Annotated in this window: 18 protein-coding genes and 1 tRNA gene; 11 read left to right on the top strand and 8 right to left on the bottom strand. The window is 51.8% G+C overall.

Annotation, left to right across the window (positions count from 1 at the left end):
* The first annotated feature begins 9 nt into the window (after positions 1 to 9).
* Complete coding sequence (locus AACT35_RS14330; RefSeq protein ID WP_030005864.1) at positions 10 to 1,152, top strand: 5-(carboxyamino)imidazole ribonucleotide synthase; 1,143 nt, start codon at positions 10 to 12, stop codon at positions 1,150 to 1,152.
* Here the strand turns inward: AACT35_RS14330 and AACT35_RS14325 are convergent.
* Positions 1,149 to 1,562 (bottom strand): gamma-glutamylcyclotransferase family protein, encoded by a 414-nt coding sequence (locus tag AACT35_RS14325; RefSeq protein ID WP_099237999.1) that lies wholly within the window; start codon positions 1,560 to 1,562, stop codon positions 1,149 to 1,151. The genes AACT35_RS14330 and AACT35_RS14325 overlap by 4 nt on opposite strands.
* Before the next feature lie 94 nt (positions 1,563 to 1,656).
* On the opposite strand from AACT35_RS14325, the gene AACT35_RS14320 reads away from it, so the two are divergent.
* The 10 genes from AACT35_RS14320 (at position 1,657) to AACT35_RS14275 (ending at position 11,688) form a co-directional block, all read left to right on the top strand.
* Positions 1,657 to 2,355 carry a response regulator transcription factor gene (locus tag AACT35_RS14320; RefSeq protein ID WP_012306239.1) on the top strand — a complete coding sequence of 233 codons (699 nt, stop codon included), beginning with the start codon at positions 1,657 to 1,659 and terminating at the stop codon, positions 2,353 to 2,355.
* A gap of 71 nt (positions 2,356 to 2,426) precedes the next feature.
* On the top strand, positions 2,427 to 2,714 hold the full coding sequence (locus tag AACT35_RS14315; RefSeq protein WP_030005865.1) for a DUF3288 family protein: 288 nt from the start codon (positions 2,427 to 2,429) through the stop codon (positions 2,712 to 2,714).
* Positions 2,705 to 4,153, top strand: coding sequence for a bifunctional orotidine-5'-phosphate decarboxylase/orotate phosphoribosyltransferase (locus AACT35_RS14310; RefSeq protein ID WP_099237997.1), 1,449 nt, complete (start codon positions 2,705 to 2,707; stop codon positions 4,151 to 4,153). Before AACT35_RS14315 ends, AACT35_RS14310 begins: the two co-directional genes overlap by 10 nt.
* Before the next feature lie 81 nt (positions 4,154 to 4,234).
* On the top strand, positions 4,235 to 5,458 hold the full coding sequence (locus AACT35_RS14305) for an ABC transporter permease (protein WP_065710153.1): 1,224 nt from the start codon (positions 4,235 to 4,237) through the stop codon (positions 5,456 to 5,458).
* 81 nt (positions 5,459 to 5,539) lie between these two features.
* A tRNA-Arg gene (locus AACT35_RS14300) sits at positions 5,540 to 5,612 on the top strand.
* A 26-nt stretch (positions 5,613 to 5,638) separates the two neighbouring features.
* On the top strand, positions 5,639 to 8,647 hold the full coding sequence (locus tag AACT35_RS14295) for a DEAD/DEAH box helicase (protein WP_099237995.1): 3,009 nt from the start codon (positions 5,639 to 5,641) through the stop codon (positions 8,645 to 8,647).
* A 72-nt stretch (positions 8,648 to 8,719) separates the two neighbouring features.
* Positions 8,720 to 8,947 carry a DNA-directed RNA polymerase subunit omega gene (locus AACT35_RS14290; protein WP_012306244.1) on the top strand — a complete coding sequence of 76 codons (228 nt, stop codon included), beginning with the start codon at positions 8,720 to 8,722 and terminating at the stop codon, positions 8,945 to 8,947.
* A gap of 162 nt (positions 8,948 to 9,109) precedes the next feature.
* Positions 9,110 to 10,756 carry a DUF3685 domain-containing protein gene (locus tag AACT35_RS14285; protein WP_099237993.1) on the top strand — a complete coding sequence of 549 codons (1,647 nt, stop codon included), beginning with the start codon at positions 9,110 to 9,112 and terminating at the stop codon, positions 10,754 to 10,756.
* 71 nt (positions 10,757 to 10,827) lie between these two features.
* Entirely contained in the window at positions 10,828 to 11,262 is a 435-nt protein-coding gene (locus AACT35_RS14280; protein ID WP_099237991.1) for an NUDIX domain-containing protein, read from the top strand.
* A 39-nt stretch (positions 11,263 to 11,301) separates the two neighbouring features.
* Positions 11,302 to 11,688 (top strand): RidA family protein, encoded by a 387-nt coding sequence (locus tag AACT35_RS14275; RefSeq protein WP_099237989.1) that lies wholly within the window; start codon positions 11,302 to 11,304, stop codon positions 11,686 to 11,688.
* 156 nt (positions 11,689 to 11,844) lie between these two features.
* Here AACT35_RS14275 and AACT35_RS14270 read toward each other — a convergent pair whose 3' ends face one another.
* From AACT35_RS14270 to AACT35_RS14240, 7 genes are all read right to left on the bottom strand, one after another.
* The gene (locus AACT35_RS14270) at positions 11,845 to 13,308 is read right to left on the bottom strand and encodes a DEAD/DEAH box helicase (protein WP_099237987.1); all 1,464 of its coding nucleotides are present in this window, start codon (positions 13,306 to 13,308) and stop codon (positions 11,845 to 11,847) included.
* A gap of 180 nt (positions 13,309 to 13,488) precedes the next feature.
* Complete coding sequence (gene rimO / locus AACT35_RS14265; RefSeq protein ID WP_062432459.1) at positions 13,489 to 14,808, bottom strand: 30S ribosomal protein S12 methylthiotransferase RimO; 1,320 nt, start codon at positions 14,806 to 14,808, stop codon at positions 13,489 to 13,491.
* A gap of 136 nt (positions 14,809 to 14,944) precedes the next feature.
* On the bottom strand, positions 14,945 to 15,577 hold the full coding sequence (gene hisG / locus AACT35_RS14260) for an ATP phosphoribosyltransferase (RefSeq protein WP_012306250.1): 633 nt from the start codon (positions 15,575 to 15,577) through the stop codon (positions 14,945 to 14,947).
* 47 nt (positions 15,578 to 15,624) lie between these two features.
* Positions 15,625 to 16,839, bottom strand: a complete 1,215-nt coding sequence (locus tag AACT35_RS14255; RefSeq protein WP_099237986.1) for an ATP phosphoribosyltransferase regulatory subunit — start codon at positions 16,837 to 16,839, stop codon at positions 15,625 to 15,627.
* A 34-nt stretch (positions 16,840 to 16,873) separates the two neighbouring features.
* Entirely contained in the window at positions 16,874 to 17,806 is a 933-nt protein-coding gene (locus tag AACT35_RS14250) for a J domain-containing protein (RefSeq protein WP_065715992.1), read from the bottom strand.
* Positions 17,807 to 17,877: 71 nt separating this feature from the next.
* Positions 17,878 to 18,720 carry an inositol monophosphatase family protein gene (locus tag AACT35_RS14245; protein WP_099237984.1) on the bottom strand — a complete coding sequence of 281 codons (843 nt, stop codon included), beginning with the start codon at positions 18,718 to 18,720 and terminating at the stop codon, positions 17,878 to 17,880.
* Positions 18,721 to 18,815: 95 nt separating this feature from the next.
* The gene (locus AACT35_RS14240; RefSeq protein WP_012306254.1) at positions 18,816 to 19,184 is read right to left on the bottom strand and encodes a 2Fe-2S iron-sulfur cluster-binding protein; all 369 of its coding nucleotides are present in this window, start codon (positions 19,182 to 19,184) and stop codon (positions 18,816 to 18,818) included.
* Positions 19,185 to 19,214 lie beyond the last annotated feature (30 nt).

Raw genomic sequence — 19,214 nt, 5'->3', positions numbered from 1 at the left:
AACAAGAGCATGAAACATAAAGTGGGTGTCATTGGCGGCGGACAACTCGCCTGGATGATGGGAGCAGAAGCCCGGAGCCTCGGCATGGAACTGTGGGTACAAACACCCAACGCCAGTGATCCGGCGGTTTCTAATGCTGATCAAGTGATCATTGGGGCGATCGACGATCTAGAGTCTACGGCCAAGCTGGTGGAAAACTGCCATGTGGTCACCTTTGAAAATGAATTTGTTGATCTCGAAGCCCTCGATACCCTCGTTAAACGGGGGGCAAAATTTTTTCCTTCTCTGCCTTTTCTCGCTGCCCTCTTGGATAAATATGATCAACGGCGCTGTTGTCAACGGTTCGGCATTCCGGTGCCGACCTTTGTCCCTTGGCAACTGGGGGAACCGCTGCCCTCTGGTTGGGAATTTCCACTGGTCGTGAAGGCCCGTCGCCATGGTTATGACGGCAAAGGGACATTTATCGTGAAAGATGCTGCGGCGTTACAGACTTTACCAACGGATTTAGCTGATATTCCCTTACTTTTAGAAGCGTTTGTGCCCTTTGAGCAGGAATTAGCGGTGATGGTGACCCGCAACCGCCGGGGAGAAATTCGCACCTTTCCGACGGTGGAAACCCAACAGATTGATCAAGTGTGTCGTTGGGTGCTGGCCCCTGCGGCGATCGCTCAAGATGTAGTGAATCAGGTCGAAAAGATTGCCCGCACCTTAGCTGAAGGGTTAAATCTGGTGGGCATTATGGGGATTGAGTTGTTTCTCACTCCCGAAGGACAGGTGTTGGTGAATGAAATCGCCCCCCGCACCCACAATTCCGGCCATTTTAGTTTGGATGCTTGTCAGACTTCGCAGTTTGCAATGCAACTCCAGGCGATCGCCGATCTGCCTTTAGGGAACCCCAAGATGATCACCCCTGGGGCGGTAATGGTTAATTTACTAGGGTTTGAGCACAGTACGGGGAACTATGCCCACAAACGGCAGATGTTGACCCAGTTTCCCCATAGCCATGTCCACTGGTACGACAAAACCAGCGCCAGCCCAGGCCGCAAACTGGGTCATGTCACGGTTTTAAGTGAAACAAATGATCGGGAAACATTGGCGGCGATCGCCCAGCAAATTGAAGCCATTTGGTATGGTGACTCTAGCCCCACCTAGAAGTTCGAGAAGTTTTGGTTAGCCGTCCAGCGGGAACCAGAGAAAGGCGTCCCTCCCAGTTGGGCAACCTTTTCTGGGGTCATCCCATAGACCCAAGCCTCCGTCAGGAGCGTTTTTGTCTCCGTGTAAACAGGCGCTTGACGCCGTTGATATTCATTGAGGCTTGGCGATCGCCCCGGTTGATAATCTTCAAGGACATCTAGTCTCTCTAAAACCTTGGGATCCCTGAATCGCAACAGACAACCTTCTACCCAACCCGGTTCTGGGGTGAGGGCCGGATAACCCACCGGTAACTGATAAAGCTTCCCTGGGATGAAAGCCTTCTCAATGTGGGGGTGATAGGGGGCACAGTAGCGGGGAAAATTTGCTTCTCCTGGCTGGAGGGTGCCATACACGAAAACCTTGAGCATGGTGTGATTTCCGACAAAGAACAACAGAGGGCGAAACCGCGAAAAGCTATAATCAGGGGCAAGATCATGCGCTTTCGTAAGGGGAAAATGGGCGATGGATAAACGCTACAATATTTTGCTTGTCGATGATGAACCGGGCGTCCGGGAGGCAGTTCAAGCCTATTTAGAAGATGATGAAGCCCTAACCGTCACCACCGCTGAGAATGCCACAAAAGCCTGGGATGTTTTGCAAACGTTTACACCGGATCTGGTCATTTCTGACATTATGATGCCCCAGGTGGATGGCTATCAGTTTTTGGGGCAACTGCGCGAAGATCCGCGCTTTAAAACGCTTCCGGTAATTTTTCTAACGGCCCGTGGCATGACTGGCGATCGCATCCAAGGCTACCAAGCGGGCTGTGATGCCTATTTACCGAAACCCTTTGAACCCGAAGAACTCGAAGCGATTGTCAAAAATCTCCTGACCCGGGAGGCGGCGATCGCCGAACAACAAGATGGTGGCGGCAGCAATCTCGAAGGCATCGCCCAGGATCTCCGGGAGATTAAGCAATTCCTCGGCCAGCAAAATCAATTGGTCACCACCCCACCGCCTTTAAAAATTGACCTGACCCCTAGGGAGCAAAGTGTCCTTGATCTCGTGGCCCAGGGACTGATGAATAAAGAAATTGCCAAGGAGCTCGAAACCAGCGTCCGTAACGTTGAAAAGTATGTTAGTCGCCTATTTAGCAAAACGGGAACCAATAGTCGGACAGAATTGGTACGCTACGCCCTCAAGCACGGCTTAACGCAATAGTTGACGAGAAAGTTCCTTCAGTCTTGCGCCATGATTTAGCCCTTTTTGCACTGTTAGTTCCATTCGCGCCGATGCCCCAACAAGATCAAGTCCATCCCCAAGCCAACCGCGATCGCCTGATTGTGGATAGTCTCCTCAAGGGAGAACCCACAGAAAATGCCCTGGTGGAATTGGCACGGCTCCATCTGCGCTATGACGGCTTCCCTGGGGCAAGGGAAATTCAACAGGATTTGAAATTGCTGTTTCAACAGTGGGGCCTGACAGAGGAAGCTTTATTCGCCAAAACAAGGGAAATCCATGCGGCCGGGCGGGCCTACAAACATCTACGCCATGGCGAGGAGCAACAGGATTGGAGCTAGCTCCCGCAACTTTCACCGAAAAACTCACCGGGGCGATCGCCGCCCAAAAGACCCTCCTCGTGGCGGGCCTCGATCCGAACCCGGAAATGCTGCCGGATTCTTTGCGCACCGGAGATTTAATTCAGAACCTGAAAACGTGGCTTTTGGGGATCATTGACCAGACCCAGGATCTCGTCTGTGCCTACAAGCCGACCCTCGGTTTTTATCAAGCCTTAGGGGTGCCGGGGTTGCAACTGTTAGAAACGGTTTTAGCCCATATTCCGCCTGATATTCCCATTATTCTCGATGCGAAACACGCCGATCTCAATACCAGCAGCCTTTTCGCCCAGGCGATTTTTGAGGTGTGGCAAGTGGATGCAGTTACCCTCAGCGCCTACCCCGGCCAAGACCACGTTGCCCCTTTTTTGCTCTATCCCGACAAAGGCGTTTTCTTGCAATGTCGCACCTCGAACCCCGGTGCCTTTCCCCTGCAAAATTATCCCGACCCGCGACGGCCTTTTTATCTGCACCTGATCCAAGAAATTAAACAGTGGGGCACCCCCGAACAACTTTTCCTAGAAATTGGGGGCGATCGCCCGGCGGTTTTTCGCCAAGTACGTGCCATTGCCCCGGAACGGTGGATCCTCGCCCGCAGTATCTGGCAACGGAGCGAAAACCTCGAAGAAATCATTCACCAGGGCTTAAATTCCAATGGGTCTGGCCTCTTAATTCCCATTCCTAACGATGACCTCAGCCAAACGGATTGTCGGCAACCCGTCGCCCAGCTACGGCAAAAGATTGAAGACATCCGCCAGCGTTATACCCCCAGTAATGCCCGCTGTGATTTGCTCCAAGTACCGACAAATTTCCCCGCAGCGCACCCCCAGGCGGAGTTGATCGTGCAGTTGTTTGACCTGGGCTGTCTGCTCTTTGGGGAATATGTCCAGGCCTCCGGAGCGACGTTTTCCTATTACATTGATCTGCGCAAAATTATTTCTAACCCCCAGGTTTTTAACCAGGTGCTCAATGCCTACGGGGCGATCGCCAAAAACCTGAAATTTGACCGCATTGCGGGGATTCCCTATGGTTCGCTCCCGACGGCAACGGGGCTGGCTCTGAAATTAAATTACCCGATGATTTTCCCCCGTAAGGAAGTTAAGGCCCACGGGACGAGGCGGGTGATTGAGGGCCATTTTGAGCCAGGGGAAACGATTTTGGTCGTCGATGACGTGCTGATTACGGGCAAAAGTATCGTTGAGGGGGCGAAAAAACTGGAGTCGGCAGGCCTCACCGTGAAGGAGATGGTGGTTCTCATTGACCACGAAGCGGGCGTTAAGGATCGGCTCCAGGCCCAGGGATATCAAGCCCACGCCATTTTAACCATTTCTGAAATCACCGAAACCCTTTTCCAAGCGGGTCGCATTAACCAGAGTCAGTACGATTGCCTCGTGAACCATTGAGCTTTTTTCGGACAAAATTCTGCCAGGGCTTGGGTCTTTTGCGTACAGTAGAGGAGAAGCACCTTTATCGACGACGGCCCCATGGGATTACATCTGTTTGAGCATTTACAAATGGCGATCGCCACCCTCCGCACCAACAAAATGCGCAGTGGTTTAACGATGCTCGGCATCATCATCGGCAATGCGTCTGTGATTGCCATGGTCGGTTTAGGCCAAGGTGCCCAAAAATTAGCCACAGAGCAGTTTGAATCCCTCGGTTCCAATGTTTTGTTTATCATTCCTGGCTCCCGGGCGGCCCAACGCACCACCATTGATTTACCCAAGACCCTCGTTTGGGAAGATGCCCAGGCGATCGCCGAACAGGTGCCGAATGTGGCGGCGGTGGCGCCCCAGATTAATAGTCGCGGTCTAGTGACATTTCGGGGGATTAATAAAGATTCTCTGCTCTTGGGCATTACCCCCGAATTCATTGATGTGCGCGAATTTACCCTAGCCCAAGGCCGGTTCGTGACCGACAGTGATGTGGAACGCAACAAGCGCGTCGCTGTGATTGGCTCTGAGATTGCCACGGAGCTTTTCCCTAATATCGAGCCGGTGGGCCAAAAACTCCGGGTCAAAAATCTCACCTTCGATGTGATTGGTGTTCTCGAAGAAAAGGGGGCTTCCTTTGGCACAAACCAGGACAACGCCGTTTATATGCCCCTCACCACAATGTCGAACCAGGTGGTGGGACGCACGTCTCCCTATGGCACCGAGTTAACCTTTATTTCCGTCTCCGGTGAAAGTGAAGACCGAGTCAGGGCGATGACCTTTCAGATCGAAAATCTATTGCGGCTCCGCCATAAGATCGTCGATGAGGATGATTTTAGCGTCCAAAGTCAACAGGATTTATTGGACGTGGCGAATACAATTACCGGGGCTTTAACCACAATGTTGGCGGCGATCGCCGGTATTTCTCTCCTCGTTGGTGGGATTGGCATCATGAATATTATGTTGGTGTCTGTTACCGAGCGGACAAAAGAAATTGGTCTCCGTAAAGCCCTTGGTGCCACAGAAAACGACGTTTTGTATCAGTTCCTGATTGAATCGGTGATCCTGGCAGGGATTGGTGGGATCTTTGGGACAGGTCTAGGCTTGGGGGGCGTATTTCTCGCCAATGTCTTGACCCCCCTGGCGGCCCCTATTTCTGTAACAGCGATTGTGATGGCGGTAGGTGTTTCTGGGGGAATTGGCTTATTTTTTGGGGTGTTTCCGGCGCGGCAAGCGGCCCGTTTAGACCCGATTGTTGCCCTCCGCAGCGAGTAGAATTTTATCCCCGGCAATGGAGATAGATCGGGGTCTACAGCCAAACTTCAATCTGCTATACTTTATTAGCCCAAAACCCTTGGACGCATAGCTCAGTGGATAGAGCAACCGCCTTCTAAGCGGTCGGTCGCAGGTTCGAATCCTGCTGCGTCCGTTTTTCTCGACAAATACATATCGTCTATGGCACTGGTACACGGCACTTGGATCTTTCAGGCACAGCAATCCTACTTTTTTCTGTGGAGTGAGGCCTGGCGCAGTGAGTCCGCAGTCAGCCCGCCCGCTTATCCTTTTGGGGGCGATCGCCAAAGCCTTGAAACCCAACTCCAGGCCTATGGGGTGACGGTGCCGGAAAATGCCCAGTGGTTAAAAACGACGCTTTCTCTACCCAGTACCAAAGGCACCAAGACCAAACCCTCGATCCCACTCTTGTCTAATCAACCCCAGATTCCCGATCAGCTCGATTGGGTCGACTGGCAAATTATGGGCCTCGCCCTAAACGCTCGCCAAGCCACGAATATTATTCAAACATTACCCCTCACCGATGACGCCCTCGCGGGGGATCTCCGGTTTTGGTGGCAGGTGTGCCGCTGGAGCCTTGATTTAGTTGTGCGGCGTAAATTTCTGCCCCATGTGACCCTCCTCCCAACGGGAGAAGCCCTAGCGACGTGGGTACCTTTGTTAGATAGCGTCACAGAACAACAGCGGTTTGCCCAGTTTTTGCAACAGATGCCTGGCATTTGTGCGGTCGGTCAAAGGCCAGCCCAGGTGTTATTGAGTTTTCTCACGGCGATGGTCGATGCCCAGGTGCGTCCCCATGCCAAGCCCCTGCAAAATTTTCCGAAAACCTCTGTGGTGTTTCCCTGGTGCGATCGCCTTTCCAAAGCCAAGGCCACCTTTGAAGATCTGCCCCGTCAACTGGGCCATGCCTACGAAAATTGGACGTTTCCCGTGCGGGAATATTTGGTAAATCCGCCGGATTTTGCCCTGAATCAGCCCCTATTTCGTGCCTGCTTTCAACTGCTACCCCCCACCGCAGACCAAAACAGTTGGCAATTGCAATATGGTTTGCAGGCCTTGGGAAATGCAGAAAATATTGTCACGGCGGATCAAGTTTGGCAAGATCCCAGCCAACCCCAGGAAATTTTATTAAAGGGTCTAGGCCTGGCGTCCCGGTTGTACGAACCCATTGGTGAAAGTTTAGGGGGGCCGCAGCCCTGTGGTTGTCCCCTTGATGCGATCCAAGCCTATGAGTTTATCCGTTCGGTGGCCTGGCAACTGCGCGATAAGGGTTTGGGGGTCATCCTACCAGCAGGTTTAGAGGCCGGGAGTAATGAAGTACGCCTTGGCATTAAAATTTCTGCCCAGGTGAAAGATGAAAGTCGGTTGAATCTTCAGAGTCTATTGCAGTACAAACTAGAGGTGGCCGTTGGCGAAACGACTCTCACAGAACGGGAATTTCAGGATCTCCTCGCGCGGCGATCGCCTTTGGTAGAAGTGAATGGTCAATGGCTAGCGCTCCAACCCACCGATGTGCGGGCCGCCCAAGAAATTTACCAAACGAAAATGAGTGAGCAGCCGCTGCGGGTAGAAGATGCCCTCCGCTTGGGGGCAGAACCGGGCCAGGTGTTTGCGAAGTTGCCTGTGGTTGGCTTTGAGGCGTCGGGGGCGTTGCGGGAACTCCTTGATCATCTGACGAATAATGAAGCCCTGAAGCTAATTGAGCCGCCTGACTCTCTGCAAGGGACGCTCCGGCCCTACCAGCACAAGGGGATGAGTTGGCTGAGCTTTTTACAAAAATGGGGCTTGGGGGCTTGTCTCGCCGACGATATGGGCCTAGGGAAAACAATCCAGGCGATCGCCTTTTTATTGACCCTCCAGGAAAACAAAAAACTAACCCAGCCGGTGCTATTGGTCTGTCCCACCTCCGTAGTCAGTAACTGGGAACGAGAACTTCACAAGTTTGCCCCCAGCTTAAAAACCTTGATTCACCATGGCGATCGCCGCGCCAAAGGAAAAACCTTTGCGAGCACGGCCCAAAAATATGACGTGATTCTCACCAGCTATTCCTTGGTTTTTCGGGATCAAAAAGATTTAGCAACGGTGTCTTGGCAAGGCATGATCCTTGACGAAGCCCAAAATATCAAGAATCCCCAGGCGAAACAGTCCCAAGCGGTGCGTGACCTCGACAGTGGTTTTCGCATTGCCCTCACGGGAACCCCTGTGGAAAATCGCCTCAAGGAACTCTGGTCAATCCTTGATTTTCTCAATCCCAATTTCCTTGGTACGCAACAATTTTTCCAACGGCGCTTTGCAATTCCCATCGAAAAATATGGCGATCGCCAAACCCTCCAGAGCCTCCGTAAGCTGACCCAACCCTTTATCCTGCGTCGCCTCAAGACCGACAAGACAATTATCCAAGACCTGCCCGAAAAACAGGAAATGGAAGTCTTTTGTAGCCTCTCGAAAGACCAAGCCAACCTCTACCAAAAACTGGTGGATGAATCCCTTGCGGAAATCGAAAACACCGACGGTATCCAACGGCGCGGCTTAATTCTCACCCTGCTGCTACGGCTCAAACAGCTTTGTAATCACCCTGTACTGCTCCAGAGCAAACCCAAACTCGGCAAAAATTTTGCCCCCCGTTCCGGCAAACTACTCCGCCTTGAAGAAATGCTCGAAGAATTGATCTCCGAAGGCGATCGCGCTTTGATCTTCACCCAATTTTCTGAATGGGGGAAACTGCTCCAACCCTACCTCCAGGAACGCCTCGGCCAGGATGTCCTCTTTCTCTATGGGGCGACCCGACGGGAGGCCCGCCAACAGATGTGCGATCGCTTCCAAAATGATCCCAATGGCCCCCCCATTTTCATTCTGTCCCTCAAAGCAGGGGGTACTGGGTTGAATTTAACCCGCGCCAACCATGTGTTCCACGTCGATCGCTGGTGGAATCCGGCGGTAGAAGACCAGGCCACCGACCGCGCCTTCCGCATTGGCCAGAAGCAAAATGTCCAGGTGCATAAATTCGTCAGTACCGGCACCCTCGAAGAAAAAATTAGTGCCATGATCGCCAGCAAAAAAGAACTGGCCGAACAAACCGTGGATACGGGAGAAAATTGGCTCACGGAATTGGATACGAATCAACTGCGAGATTTACTGCTCCTAGAGCGCGATCGCCTCATGGAAGAATAACCAGGCGAACTCCCCCGCACCGTTATAATGGAAAGCCTGAACACCCAACCCACAGATTTATTACCACCTCGTATGCAAAAACGTAGCTCCTTCGATTCTGCAGAAATTATGCACCGGGCTGAAGATCTCATGCAGGCCGCATCCAATCGTTACCGAATTACTGTGCAGGTGGCTCAGCGGGCTAAGCGCCGCCGTTACGAAGAATTTGATGCCGTTGAAGATCCGCTAATGAAGCCGCCGATCCGCGCCATTATTGAGATGTCCGATGAACTGACCCAGCCTGAAATTATTGGGGAATAATTCAAACCCTGCGCTCATCTAGTTTCGTCGTCCTGAAGGGGTTAACAGGTGGCCCCTAGGTAAAAAATTCCGCAAGAAGTTTGTGGGGAGCGATGTATTACAGGCGTCAACCAGTACACTGGGAGCATTGGTAACTCAGTGTAAGACATTCGTAAGCTTCCCATGAAACTGCTGTTGGTAGATGATGATCCCATTTTTCGTCTAGGCTTTTGTACCGCTTTGGCCCAGGAAACGGATTGGGCGATCGCCGCAGAAAATTTCAGCACCATTTTGGCAGCATCCCCCCGCAAGGATTTGGATCTAATTCTCTGTGATCCCGCCTGGCAGGGGGATCGTCATTGGCGTCGATACCGCGAACTGCAACTTCTTTACCCGACGACGCCCCTAGTCCTCTGCACGGCACAACTGGATTCGGAGCGGATCTTACAGGCGAAACGGGATGGACTAGCAGGTTATTTCCCGAAAGGCTTGGCGATCGCCGATCTCGTCCCGGAGCTGAGTACCATCGCCGCTGGCGGTAAAGTTTGGTCCCAACGTCCCCAGGGCATTAACCAAAATTTGTTCGCTGGGATGCGTCGCCGGGGCCTTAACCAGATTTACACAGCCCTAGATCGCGTCGAAACCTACCTCGCCCAAGAGAATCTCCCGCCCCTGTACCGTGCAGTTTTCGCTGGACAACAACGGGAACTCAAAACAGCAGCCTGGCTCCTGCGCCATTGTCTGCCCCAAAGTGCCATTTTCCTCAATACAGTTCCTCCCGCCCAACCCCAAACGCCTCCCGCCGGGGCGATCGCCATTGCCTCGCCCGTAGAGATCACGACGACCAATAGCCGCTGGCAAATTCTCCTCGAAAAGACCTTTGTGAAGCTCAATGGCTCCCTGAAAAATGCCACTGGCAGTAGCCTAGAACTAGAGATTGTCACCCCAGAAAAACGACGGGAACTGCTCTACATCATTCTGCAACAACTCAATTTTATTTTTAATGATCCCCAGTGGAAAAATTTAGATCCCGAAGCCTTCCAAGCCCAACATCAACGCAGCATTCGTAACCTCTGGAAATTTAGCGCCCAGGAATTTATTGGCCGCTACCACCTCACCGCTGACAATCAGGCCGAGGGCTTTTTGGAGTTGCTCAATCGGGTGGCGATCGCCAATGCCCCAGACCTAAACCAAAGACTACCCCAAAGCGACGACTTATTCGCCTATTTACTACAAGACCAGCCCCTCAAGATTGATAATGTCACCTATCGCCTTGAGGCCAGGGAAACCCTGCGACGCAGCCAACTCATTTTAGAAAATTTGTTGATCACCGTCGGTAACGATATCCTGCAATTTATCTTGAATACCCTACCGGAACCAGAATTACTCAAGGCAGAAATTTACCAGCCACAACTGCGCTCTTCCCGCAACATTGCCCGTTTTCGCAATGATCTATCGTGGGCCTATCGCCTGCGCAAATATTGGTTAGAACCGAAGGCCATTTTTGAAAGTCAACATCAATTTTTGAGCGTTAGTCCAGTCGGCATCGTGCAAACGGCCGTTTACCAGCCCCGCTCCGCGGAACTCGCCAACCTTGAGGGGATTCCCTGGCTGGTGACGATTCTCCTGGAACTGAGGGATGCCCTTGCTCCCCGGATTCGCGCCCTCGTGGCCTGGCTCGGTGAAATTTTAGTTTATGTGCTGACCAATGTGATTGGCCGAGCCCTTGGATTAATCGCTAGGGGCATCGTCGAAGGAGCTGGCAGCAGTTGGCAACATCTCCGGGCGCGCCAAATTGAGCTAGCAAACATGGCTCGGAAAAATTCCTAAGAAGACAATAAGTCTGCAAACTGGCTTCAGAGAAACTGCTATGATCCTGGTTGCAATTGCCTTTCCCTGCCATGGCTTACCGTAATCCTGCTCCCACCGTCGATATCATTGTTGAACTCTGCGATCGCCCCCATCGACCAATTATTTTGATTGAACGCAAACATGAACCCTTTGGTTGGGCAATTCCAGGGGGCTTTGTGGATTATGGCGAAACAGTAGAGACAGCCGCCAAACGGGAAGCTTTAGAGGAGATCTCCCTAGAGGTGCAATTGGTTGAGCAATTGGGTGTGTACTCTGATCCTGCCCGTGATCCGCGCCAACACACCATTAGTATTGTCTTTATCGCTACGGCAACGGGAGACCCCAAAGCGGCAGATGATGCGAAAACGGTCGGCATTTTTCAGCCGTGGGAAGTTCCGCAAAATTTATGTTTTGATCATGGGCGCATTTTGCAGGATTATTGGTCTTACCGCCACCACGGGATGCGTCCCCGTTTGGGTGCTTAACGTGATCTGCAATTTTTTAACGGTTTTAAGAATTTAGTGATGGAAAAACAAGTTATTCAAACTAATCATGCCCCCGCCCCCGTTGGCCCCTATAACCAGGCGATCGCCGCTTCAGGCAAGATGTTATTTTGTTCTGGCCAAATTGCCCTTGATCCAACCACGGGCCAAATTATTGAGGGGGATGTCCAAGCCCAAACAAAACAAGTCATGGCAAATTTAGCGGCGGTGCTAAAAGAAGCTGGCGCCACCTGGGAAAATGTTGTGAAAACGGGCGTTTTTCTCAAGGATATGAATGATTTTGCGGCGGTTAATGCTGTATATGCTACCTATTTTAATGAAGCCACTGCTCCGGCCCGCGCTTGCGTAGAAGTGGCACGTCTGCCGAAGGATGTCCTCGTCGAAATTGAATGTATTGCCGTGCTTTAAACACACCACTAAAGCTGTATTTTTATAAAGCTTTACCCAAAGAAAAACCTCCACTTCTCATCGGAAATGGAGGCTCTTTTTTATTTCTATAATGCTTGTCGCATTCCCCTAGATTTAGTGAGTTGGATCACCTGGGGAGTCGGCGATATCACATTTTTAGGAATGGTTGGAACTGTAGGAACGGCGTCCCCGGGAGCGATCGCCTTTGTAGCCACTGCCACTCCCTTTGTAGTTAGAACGACGTCCGCTGCGGCCACCTTTTTTCGTAGGTTTGGGGAGACCTGTCTTAGTGTTGACTTCTGGTACTTCCCAATCTTCGTTGAGCCATTCGGGGGAATTATTGTCGTACATCATTTGCAATACCGCCGCGGCGATCGCCTGGGGATCATACTCATCACCCAAACGCTTCACAATCGGTAAGAAGGAGGCCATCCGTTCCCCGGCCAAGGCTTCCCGTACTTGGGTTTCCAGGCGGGTGACCCGTTGGGCTTCTACTTCAGTGCGGCTCGGAATAGTCGAAACCTTGAGGGACTGTTTGACGCGCCGTTCAATTTGACGCAACAACCGGCGATCGCTGGGTTCGACGAGGGCGATCGCAGTACCCGTTTTACCAGCTCGGCCCGTCCGACCGATCCGGTGGATATAACTTTCCGTATTATCCGGTAAATCAAAGTTAATCACGTGGCTGAGGTTTTCCACGTCCAGACCCCGCGCCGCAATATCCGTGGCGACAATCATCTTGATCTTGCCGTCTTTAAAGCGACGTACCAGTTTTTCCCGTTGGTTTTGGTTGAGGTCGCCGTGGTACTCATCGGCACTTTGGCCCGCTTCAACCAACTCATTGGTCAACTCCGAAGCCGTCCGTTTCGTGCGCACGAAGATAATTGCCGACTCTGGGTTTGCCATTTCCAAGATGGGCAGTAGCGCCTTGGTTTTTGACCAACCGCGCGGAATCATGTAGACCTCTTGGGCAATGCGGTCAGGCGTAACCTGGGGCTGTTTGATCGTGATGTTGATCGGGTCATTGAGGAAATTTTCCACCAGATCCCGGATTGCGGGGGGCATGGTCGCCGAGAAACAAACCGTTTGGCGTGTTTTGGGGGACTGACGCAAAATCTTTTTCACATCATCAATGAAGCCCATACTGAGCATTTCATCGGCTTCGTCGAGCACCGCCCAACGGAGTTCTTCAAAGGACAACTTACCCCGTTCGAGAAGATCGATGACCCGGCCCGGCGTACCCACAACAATGTGGACGCCCTTTTGCAGGCTGCGAATTTGCCGTTCCATGGATTGACCACCGCAGACGGTGAGCACCCAGAGACGACGATCCACGGCGAATTCCTTGAGGGACTGGGTCACCTGCACCGCCAGTTCACGGGTGGGAGTGAGGATCAAACCTTGGACGGTCTTTTGTTCCAGGTCAATTTTTTCAAGGAAAGGCAGGGAGTAGGCGGCGGTTTTTCCCGTACCTGTTTGGGATAGTCCCACCACGTCCCGTCCTTCGAGGATTGCGGGGATCGCTTTACTTTGAATTTCGGTGGGCTTCTCGAAGCCAATATTTTCTAACAGGTCAACGCGGGCGTCGGATAAGCCGATGGTTTGAAAAGAAGTGGTCATAAAAAAGTTGTAAGGTTTATGGATGGGTTTTTGCTAAGGTTTGACAAAAATTGGGAATGCGTCTTATCTAAGGGCAATCCCTCCCCCAACCCTTTTCCCAAACTGGGTTCTTTGAAATAAAACCGATTGGATGCTTCTTGGCAGTCTGGACAATGCCGGGGGTGTGGCTGGACGGTCTAGTTATGCTTCCACGATGGTGCCGTAGAGGTCATAAATATCCGCAGCGGTAATTTGAACAGGGACAATACTGCCGAGGGAGGCTTCTCCGGTGACATATACCAGTCCGTCAACGTCTGGGGCAAATCTAGGCGATCGCCCGATTAATTCACCAGTCGCTGGGTTTTCCTGTTCGATCAGCACATCCACCGTTTGTCCGACACAAAGTTCATTGCGGCGGGCAGCAATCGGTTGTTGAATTTCCATCAGAGCATCCCGACGGCTATCTTTGACAGATTGCGGTAGTTGGTTCGGTAAATCAATGGCAGGGGTTCCTTCCTCAGCCGAGAAAGTAAACACACCCACATGATCAAACTCGTGACGTTTCACAAAATCCACGAGGTGCTGGAAGTGTTCTTCCGTCTCGCCGGGGAAACCCACGATAAAGGTGGTGCGCAAAATTGCATCGGGTAACGCCTCTTTCAGGTCTTCAATGATTCGATCATTGACGCGACCTTGCCAAGGACGATTCATCGCCCGAAGAATATCTGGATGGGAATGTTGTAGCGGGAGATCCAGATAGGGAATAACGTTGGGGGTATCACGCATCGCGGCAATTACCTCAGGGGTCAACCCCGTCGGATAGGCATAGTGGATGCGGATCCAAGGCACATCGACGCCCCCCAAGGCTCTGAGGAGTTCTGCCAATTTGGGTTTGCCGTAAATATCTTTGCCGTAGTTGGTGGTGATCTGGGAAATTAAAATAATTTCCTGGACGCCTTGCTCAGCCAATTGTTTGGCTTCGGCCACGATGGACTCAATGGGGCGCGATCGCTGATCCCCTCTGAGGTGAGGGATGATGCAAAAGGCACAGCGGTAATCACAGCCTTCCGCCACCCGGAGATAAGCCACCGCTTCGTTGGTGGTGCGGTAGCGGGGCACAGTTTCGTCAGCGATATAGGTGATTTCTTGGGAAACTTCCTTTACAATCTCGCCCTGTTCGGTGCGTTGAATCACGTCAACAATTTTGTGATAATCCCCAGTGCCCACGAGGGCGACAGCTTCAGGCAATTCTTCTAAAAGCTGCTCTTGGAAATGTTGCGCCATGCAACCGGAAATGACGATTTTCTTGTTTGCCTCTGCCAATTCCACTAGAGTACGCACGGATTCGGCCCGGGCATCTTCGATGAAGCTACAGGTGTTGACGATGACGTAATCGGCCAGTTCTTCGTTTGCATCGACCTCATAACCAGCATTTACCAATAGCCCAATCATATGTTCGGAATCGATGCGGTTTTTTTCACAACCAAGATGGGAAATGGCGATTGTCGGTTTTGTGGTCATGCAGTTTCTAGTAAAGAACGGAGTTCAGGTCAAGATCTAGGAACGATTTCTTAATGCATTGTAACGGATCTTGGGGCGATGCTGAAATATTTTTTAGGAATTTGTCAGCAAACCTTGTTACCATTTGCCCAAAAATTTAGAGGATTTGCTCCAATTTTTGCACCCAATCGAGCATATTGTGACGGTTGGCGCGGTAGCTGGTGGGGTGGGCAATGAGGCGGACGGTGCTATGGAAGAGCACTTCAACTTCTTCGAGGTTATTTTCCCTAAGGGTATTCCCAGTGGAAACAAGGTCAACGATCGCCTCGGACATACCAGTAATGGGGCCGAGTTCGACGGAGCCGTGGAGGGGGATGACTTCGATGGGGAGATCGAGATCGCGGAAGTAGTCTTTGGCGCAATTAACAAATTTGGAGGCTACACGGCAGTTGGGGGGGAGTTGCCGGGGATTTTTGTAGGGGCTGGCCTTGGGGACGGCAACGGAGAGACGACAACCACCGAACCCTAAGTCTAACAGATTCGCGACATCGGGTTTTTTCTCCCGGAGGACATCGTAACCCGCAAAGCCCAGTTGGGCCTGGCCATATTCGACATAGACGGGAACGTCATGGGTGCGCACGAGCATCGCCCGGGCGGTGCCAGTGGGATCGGTGATTTGCAGTTGGCGATTTTTTTTATCGAGGAAGGCGCTAAAGTCTAACCCGACTTGTTGGAGGAGGGCGATCGCCTCTGGGAGGAGGCCACCTTTGGGAATGGCAATGGTAAGCATTTTTTCGTTAGCAGTGATTCAAAAATCTTGAGGAAAAAGAATTTAAGTTAGAGGGTTTCGAGTTTGGGTTCGCCACTGGGGTCAATCCAGGCGAGGTGGGTAATGTGGCTGCTGCGGGCATAGGCATAAATTTCGGCAGGCGATCGCCCTCCCAGTTCCACTTCGACGCGCACCATTTCATCCCCTTGGCGGAGGGTTTGGGCATAGTGAAATACCTGCTGCTGGGCATTGGGTTCCGTCGCAATCACCAGCCAAGCACTGCCAGCGAGTTGTTTGGGCAGTTGGGGACTTGCCAACAGACAGGTGTGTAGTTCTTCAATATTCAAGCAAAAGCCAATACCGGGGTGATTTTCCCGTTGGGGATGATACAAGCCCAGAAGCTGATCATAGCGTCCGCCTTGACCCAAGATATAAGACTGATGATTGGCAAAATTCACCACCTCAAACACAATGCCCGTGTAGTAATCAAAGGTCTGAATTAGGGTTAAATCCAAGATAATTGGCAGTTGCTTCCGGGTACTCCCAGCCAATAACGCAAAGAGAGCCTTAAGATTCGCGACGATTTCCTGCGCCTCTGGCCCCAGATCAAACTGACTCACCCGCGCCAATACGGTTTCTGGCTCGCCACGCAGATCAAAAATGTCCAGGGCATAGGCCTTGAGATCCTCATCCAGGGGCAATTCCTGCAACCCAACCCGGTCTAAATTGGCCACACAATGACGAACTGTTTCCCTTACTGGTTCAGGAAACGGATCCAAGAGCGATCGCCCCAGGGCCGCCTCCCCTAAAATTAACTGCCAATCTTCTAAACCCAGGGCATCGAGGGAATCTGCTAGAAGCAATAAAATTTCTGCATCCGCCACAATTCCTGCCGCAAAGAGTAACTCTACTCCTGCTTGGTAAAATTCCATCTGTTTGCCGTGGCTACCCCGGGGGGGATGGCGAAACACATTGGCCCGGTAACAAAGCCGTTGGGGAAAGGTATTTTCGGCCATTCTGGTGACAGCCGCCCTGGCGATCGAGGCCGTTAACTCTGGGCGCAAACCCAAAGCTTGACTTTCTGCCGTTTGTAGTTGAATGACCTTTGTGCGATCCACCGCCCCACCAGCCGTGAGCGTCTCCAACCATTCCAAAGTAGAGGTGACGATCCGCTGGTAGCCCCACTGTTGAAAAACCCGTTGGAGATTGTCATTAATCCAGGCCTTTTGAGCAACTTCGAGGGGTAATAAATCCCTGGCACCTGCGGGGGGTTGATGAATCATGAAATCCGTATGTTGAGCTTTGCCGTCGCCTATTCTACTTCTTTTTCCCGCCAAACAAACCGCCAAATAAACCCCCTTGTTTATCGGCGCTCCCTTTCTTGGCCCCTGGTTGGGTCTCTAGGGCGCTGCCCATCACTTTTTCGAGGGCTTGCTTAGCTTGGCGCACGAGGGGATCCGTTGGTTTGGAGAGGTAAGCTTTTTTGATATGCACCTTGGCCATTGCCAGTTGGTTTTGGCTGAGATAGGACAGTCCCATGAGGGCGTGGGCCTTGATGCAGTTGGGATCGAGCTGGAGGGCATCCCGGAATTCCAGCACGGCCTTGGCATAGTTTTTCTTTTTTAGGTGTTCTTCTCCCCGCCAGAGGGCTGCGTCTAGGGAAGATGTGCTGGTATTTTTCGGTGGCGGCGGGCTGACGGTAGCGCCTGATGTCGCCATGGTTTCCCCAGGATATTGGGGCATGGTTTCTTTGGTCTCGACTTTTTTAACCTTGCCGAGGTATTGGAGATAGACGAGGTTCAGTTCGCTTAAGGTGGCGATCGCCTGGGGGACTGTAGCCATCGTTTGGTAATTTGCCTGGGCCAAAGCGGCCACCTTCTCCCGGTAGAGCGCCGAAATATTCCCTGGGGTATCGAGGAGTTCCTGGGCTTCCGTCGTGGTGAGGACAAGGTTATCTGTCTCATTACTCAATTGCTGACTCAATTGCACCAGAATCACTTGGTATTCCGACCAGGAAGCCGGTTTAGACAGTTTTTCATAGGCCGGATTCACGAGCTTTGACAAAAATTCACTGGCCAAGCGTTTATCCAGAGCCTGGGTTAGGGTACAGGTATCCGGGTGGAGCCGTTGGGCAATTTGTAAATAGGCTTTGCGCACGACTTTTGGATTCGCATCAATGGGCAAGCCGAGCACCGCAAAATGGTCGGCAATTTTTCGAGCAAATAATCCTTGGTTAATGGCAAGCGACATATGTTTGTGGGGGTCCCATTGACCTAATTATGACTGATTCTAAAAAAGGTACAACCGTTTAATGATGGTTTTTATGAATCCGCAGCGTAATAACTCTGAAACCATCCTTGGGCCTCTTGGAGGGCGACACTCAACGGGGTATGAATTTTGCCATTCGTCGCCAAGAGCCGACCACTGCTCATATCGAGGGGGGTTTGATCGTAGCTGGTGACGAGGCCGCCTGCTTCGCGCAAAATGCAGATGCCCGCCGCCATATCCCAGGGTTGGATGCCCCGCTCCCAGTAACCGTCTAGGCGACCACAGGCCACATCCGCGAGATCAAGGGCCGCCGATCCGCCCCGTCTGACCCCCTGGGTTTGGTGGGTGAGGTAACAAAATTCACGGTAATTATTATCCTTCGTTTGCCGGCGATCATAGGCAAAACCAGTGGTAAGGAGACTATTTTGTAGCTGATCTGTTTTTGAAACTTGGATCGGTTGGCGATTTAGGGTGGCCCCTAATCCTTGGGCGGCGTGGAAGAGTTCATCGCGGTAGGGATTGTAAACAACGCCCACTAACGGTTCGTCAGCATATAACAGAGCAATGGAAACCGAAAACATCGGATAGCCATGGGCATAGTTCACCGTGCCATCGAGGGGATCGATCATCCAGAGGTAAGGACTGGGCTGATTTGTGGCTAACTGGCCTGCTTCTTCGGCATGGATCGGCACATCCGGTAGATGTCTTTGGAGCAATTCGATAATGGCGGCTTCGGAGGTGGTATCCGCTTCTGTGATCAGGTCGCCTGGGGTTGCTTTTTCTCGAATCTGTTGGAGGTTACCGTAATATTTTCTGAGAATTGCGCCAGCACTGAGGGCGGCTTCTGTGGCAATGTCGAGGTAAGTTTGGCGTTCGGGTAGGGAGGGAAGGGCCATAGAGATATTTATAAAAGGAGATGGGCAAAGTTTGAATCCAAGAAAGTGGCGATCGCCCCAGGATCAGAGTTGATAATGGGGGTGTCTAAATGCCGTTAGTCTTCATCAAGGGGTAGACCAAAGCGAATCTTACCCTTACCGAAGTTGCGCCCAAACTGGAGTTCATACACTTCGTCCTCATCCTGGGTTTCTACCACCAAATCACTTTTGGCATGGCTCACACACATCAGCGCATAACCCTGGCGCTGCAGATCCGGGGAAAGTCCCATGGCATATTTTTGTTCGAGATCCCCCGACAAAACCCGCACAGCGCAGGTCGTGCAGGCCCCGTTGCGACAGGAGAAGGGAATCTGAAACCCTTGTTTTTCGATGCTCCGCAGGATGAATTCGTCCTCAGGGACGGTAAAAGTCTGGGTTTCGTTAATTTGCCGGTAATTAATCGTGATTTTGTGAGTTTTAGCCATGGTTACAGCAGAAAAAATAAAAATTTGCCT

It is taken from the genome of Synechococcus sp. BDU 130192 (assembly GCF_963876085.1).
GTDB lineage: Bacteria > Cyanobacteriota > Cyanobacteriia > Cyanobacteriales > MRBY01 > MRBY01.
Note: the sequence above shows the minus strand (reverse complement) of the source record. Positions and strands in the feature narration are given on the sequence as shown.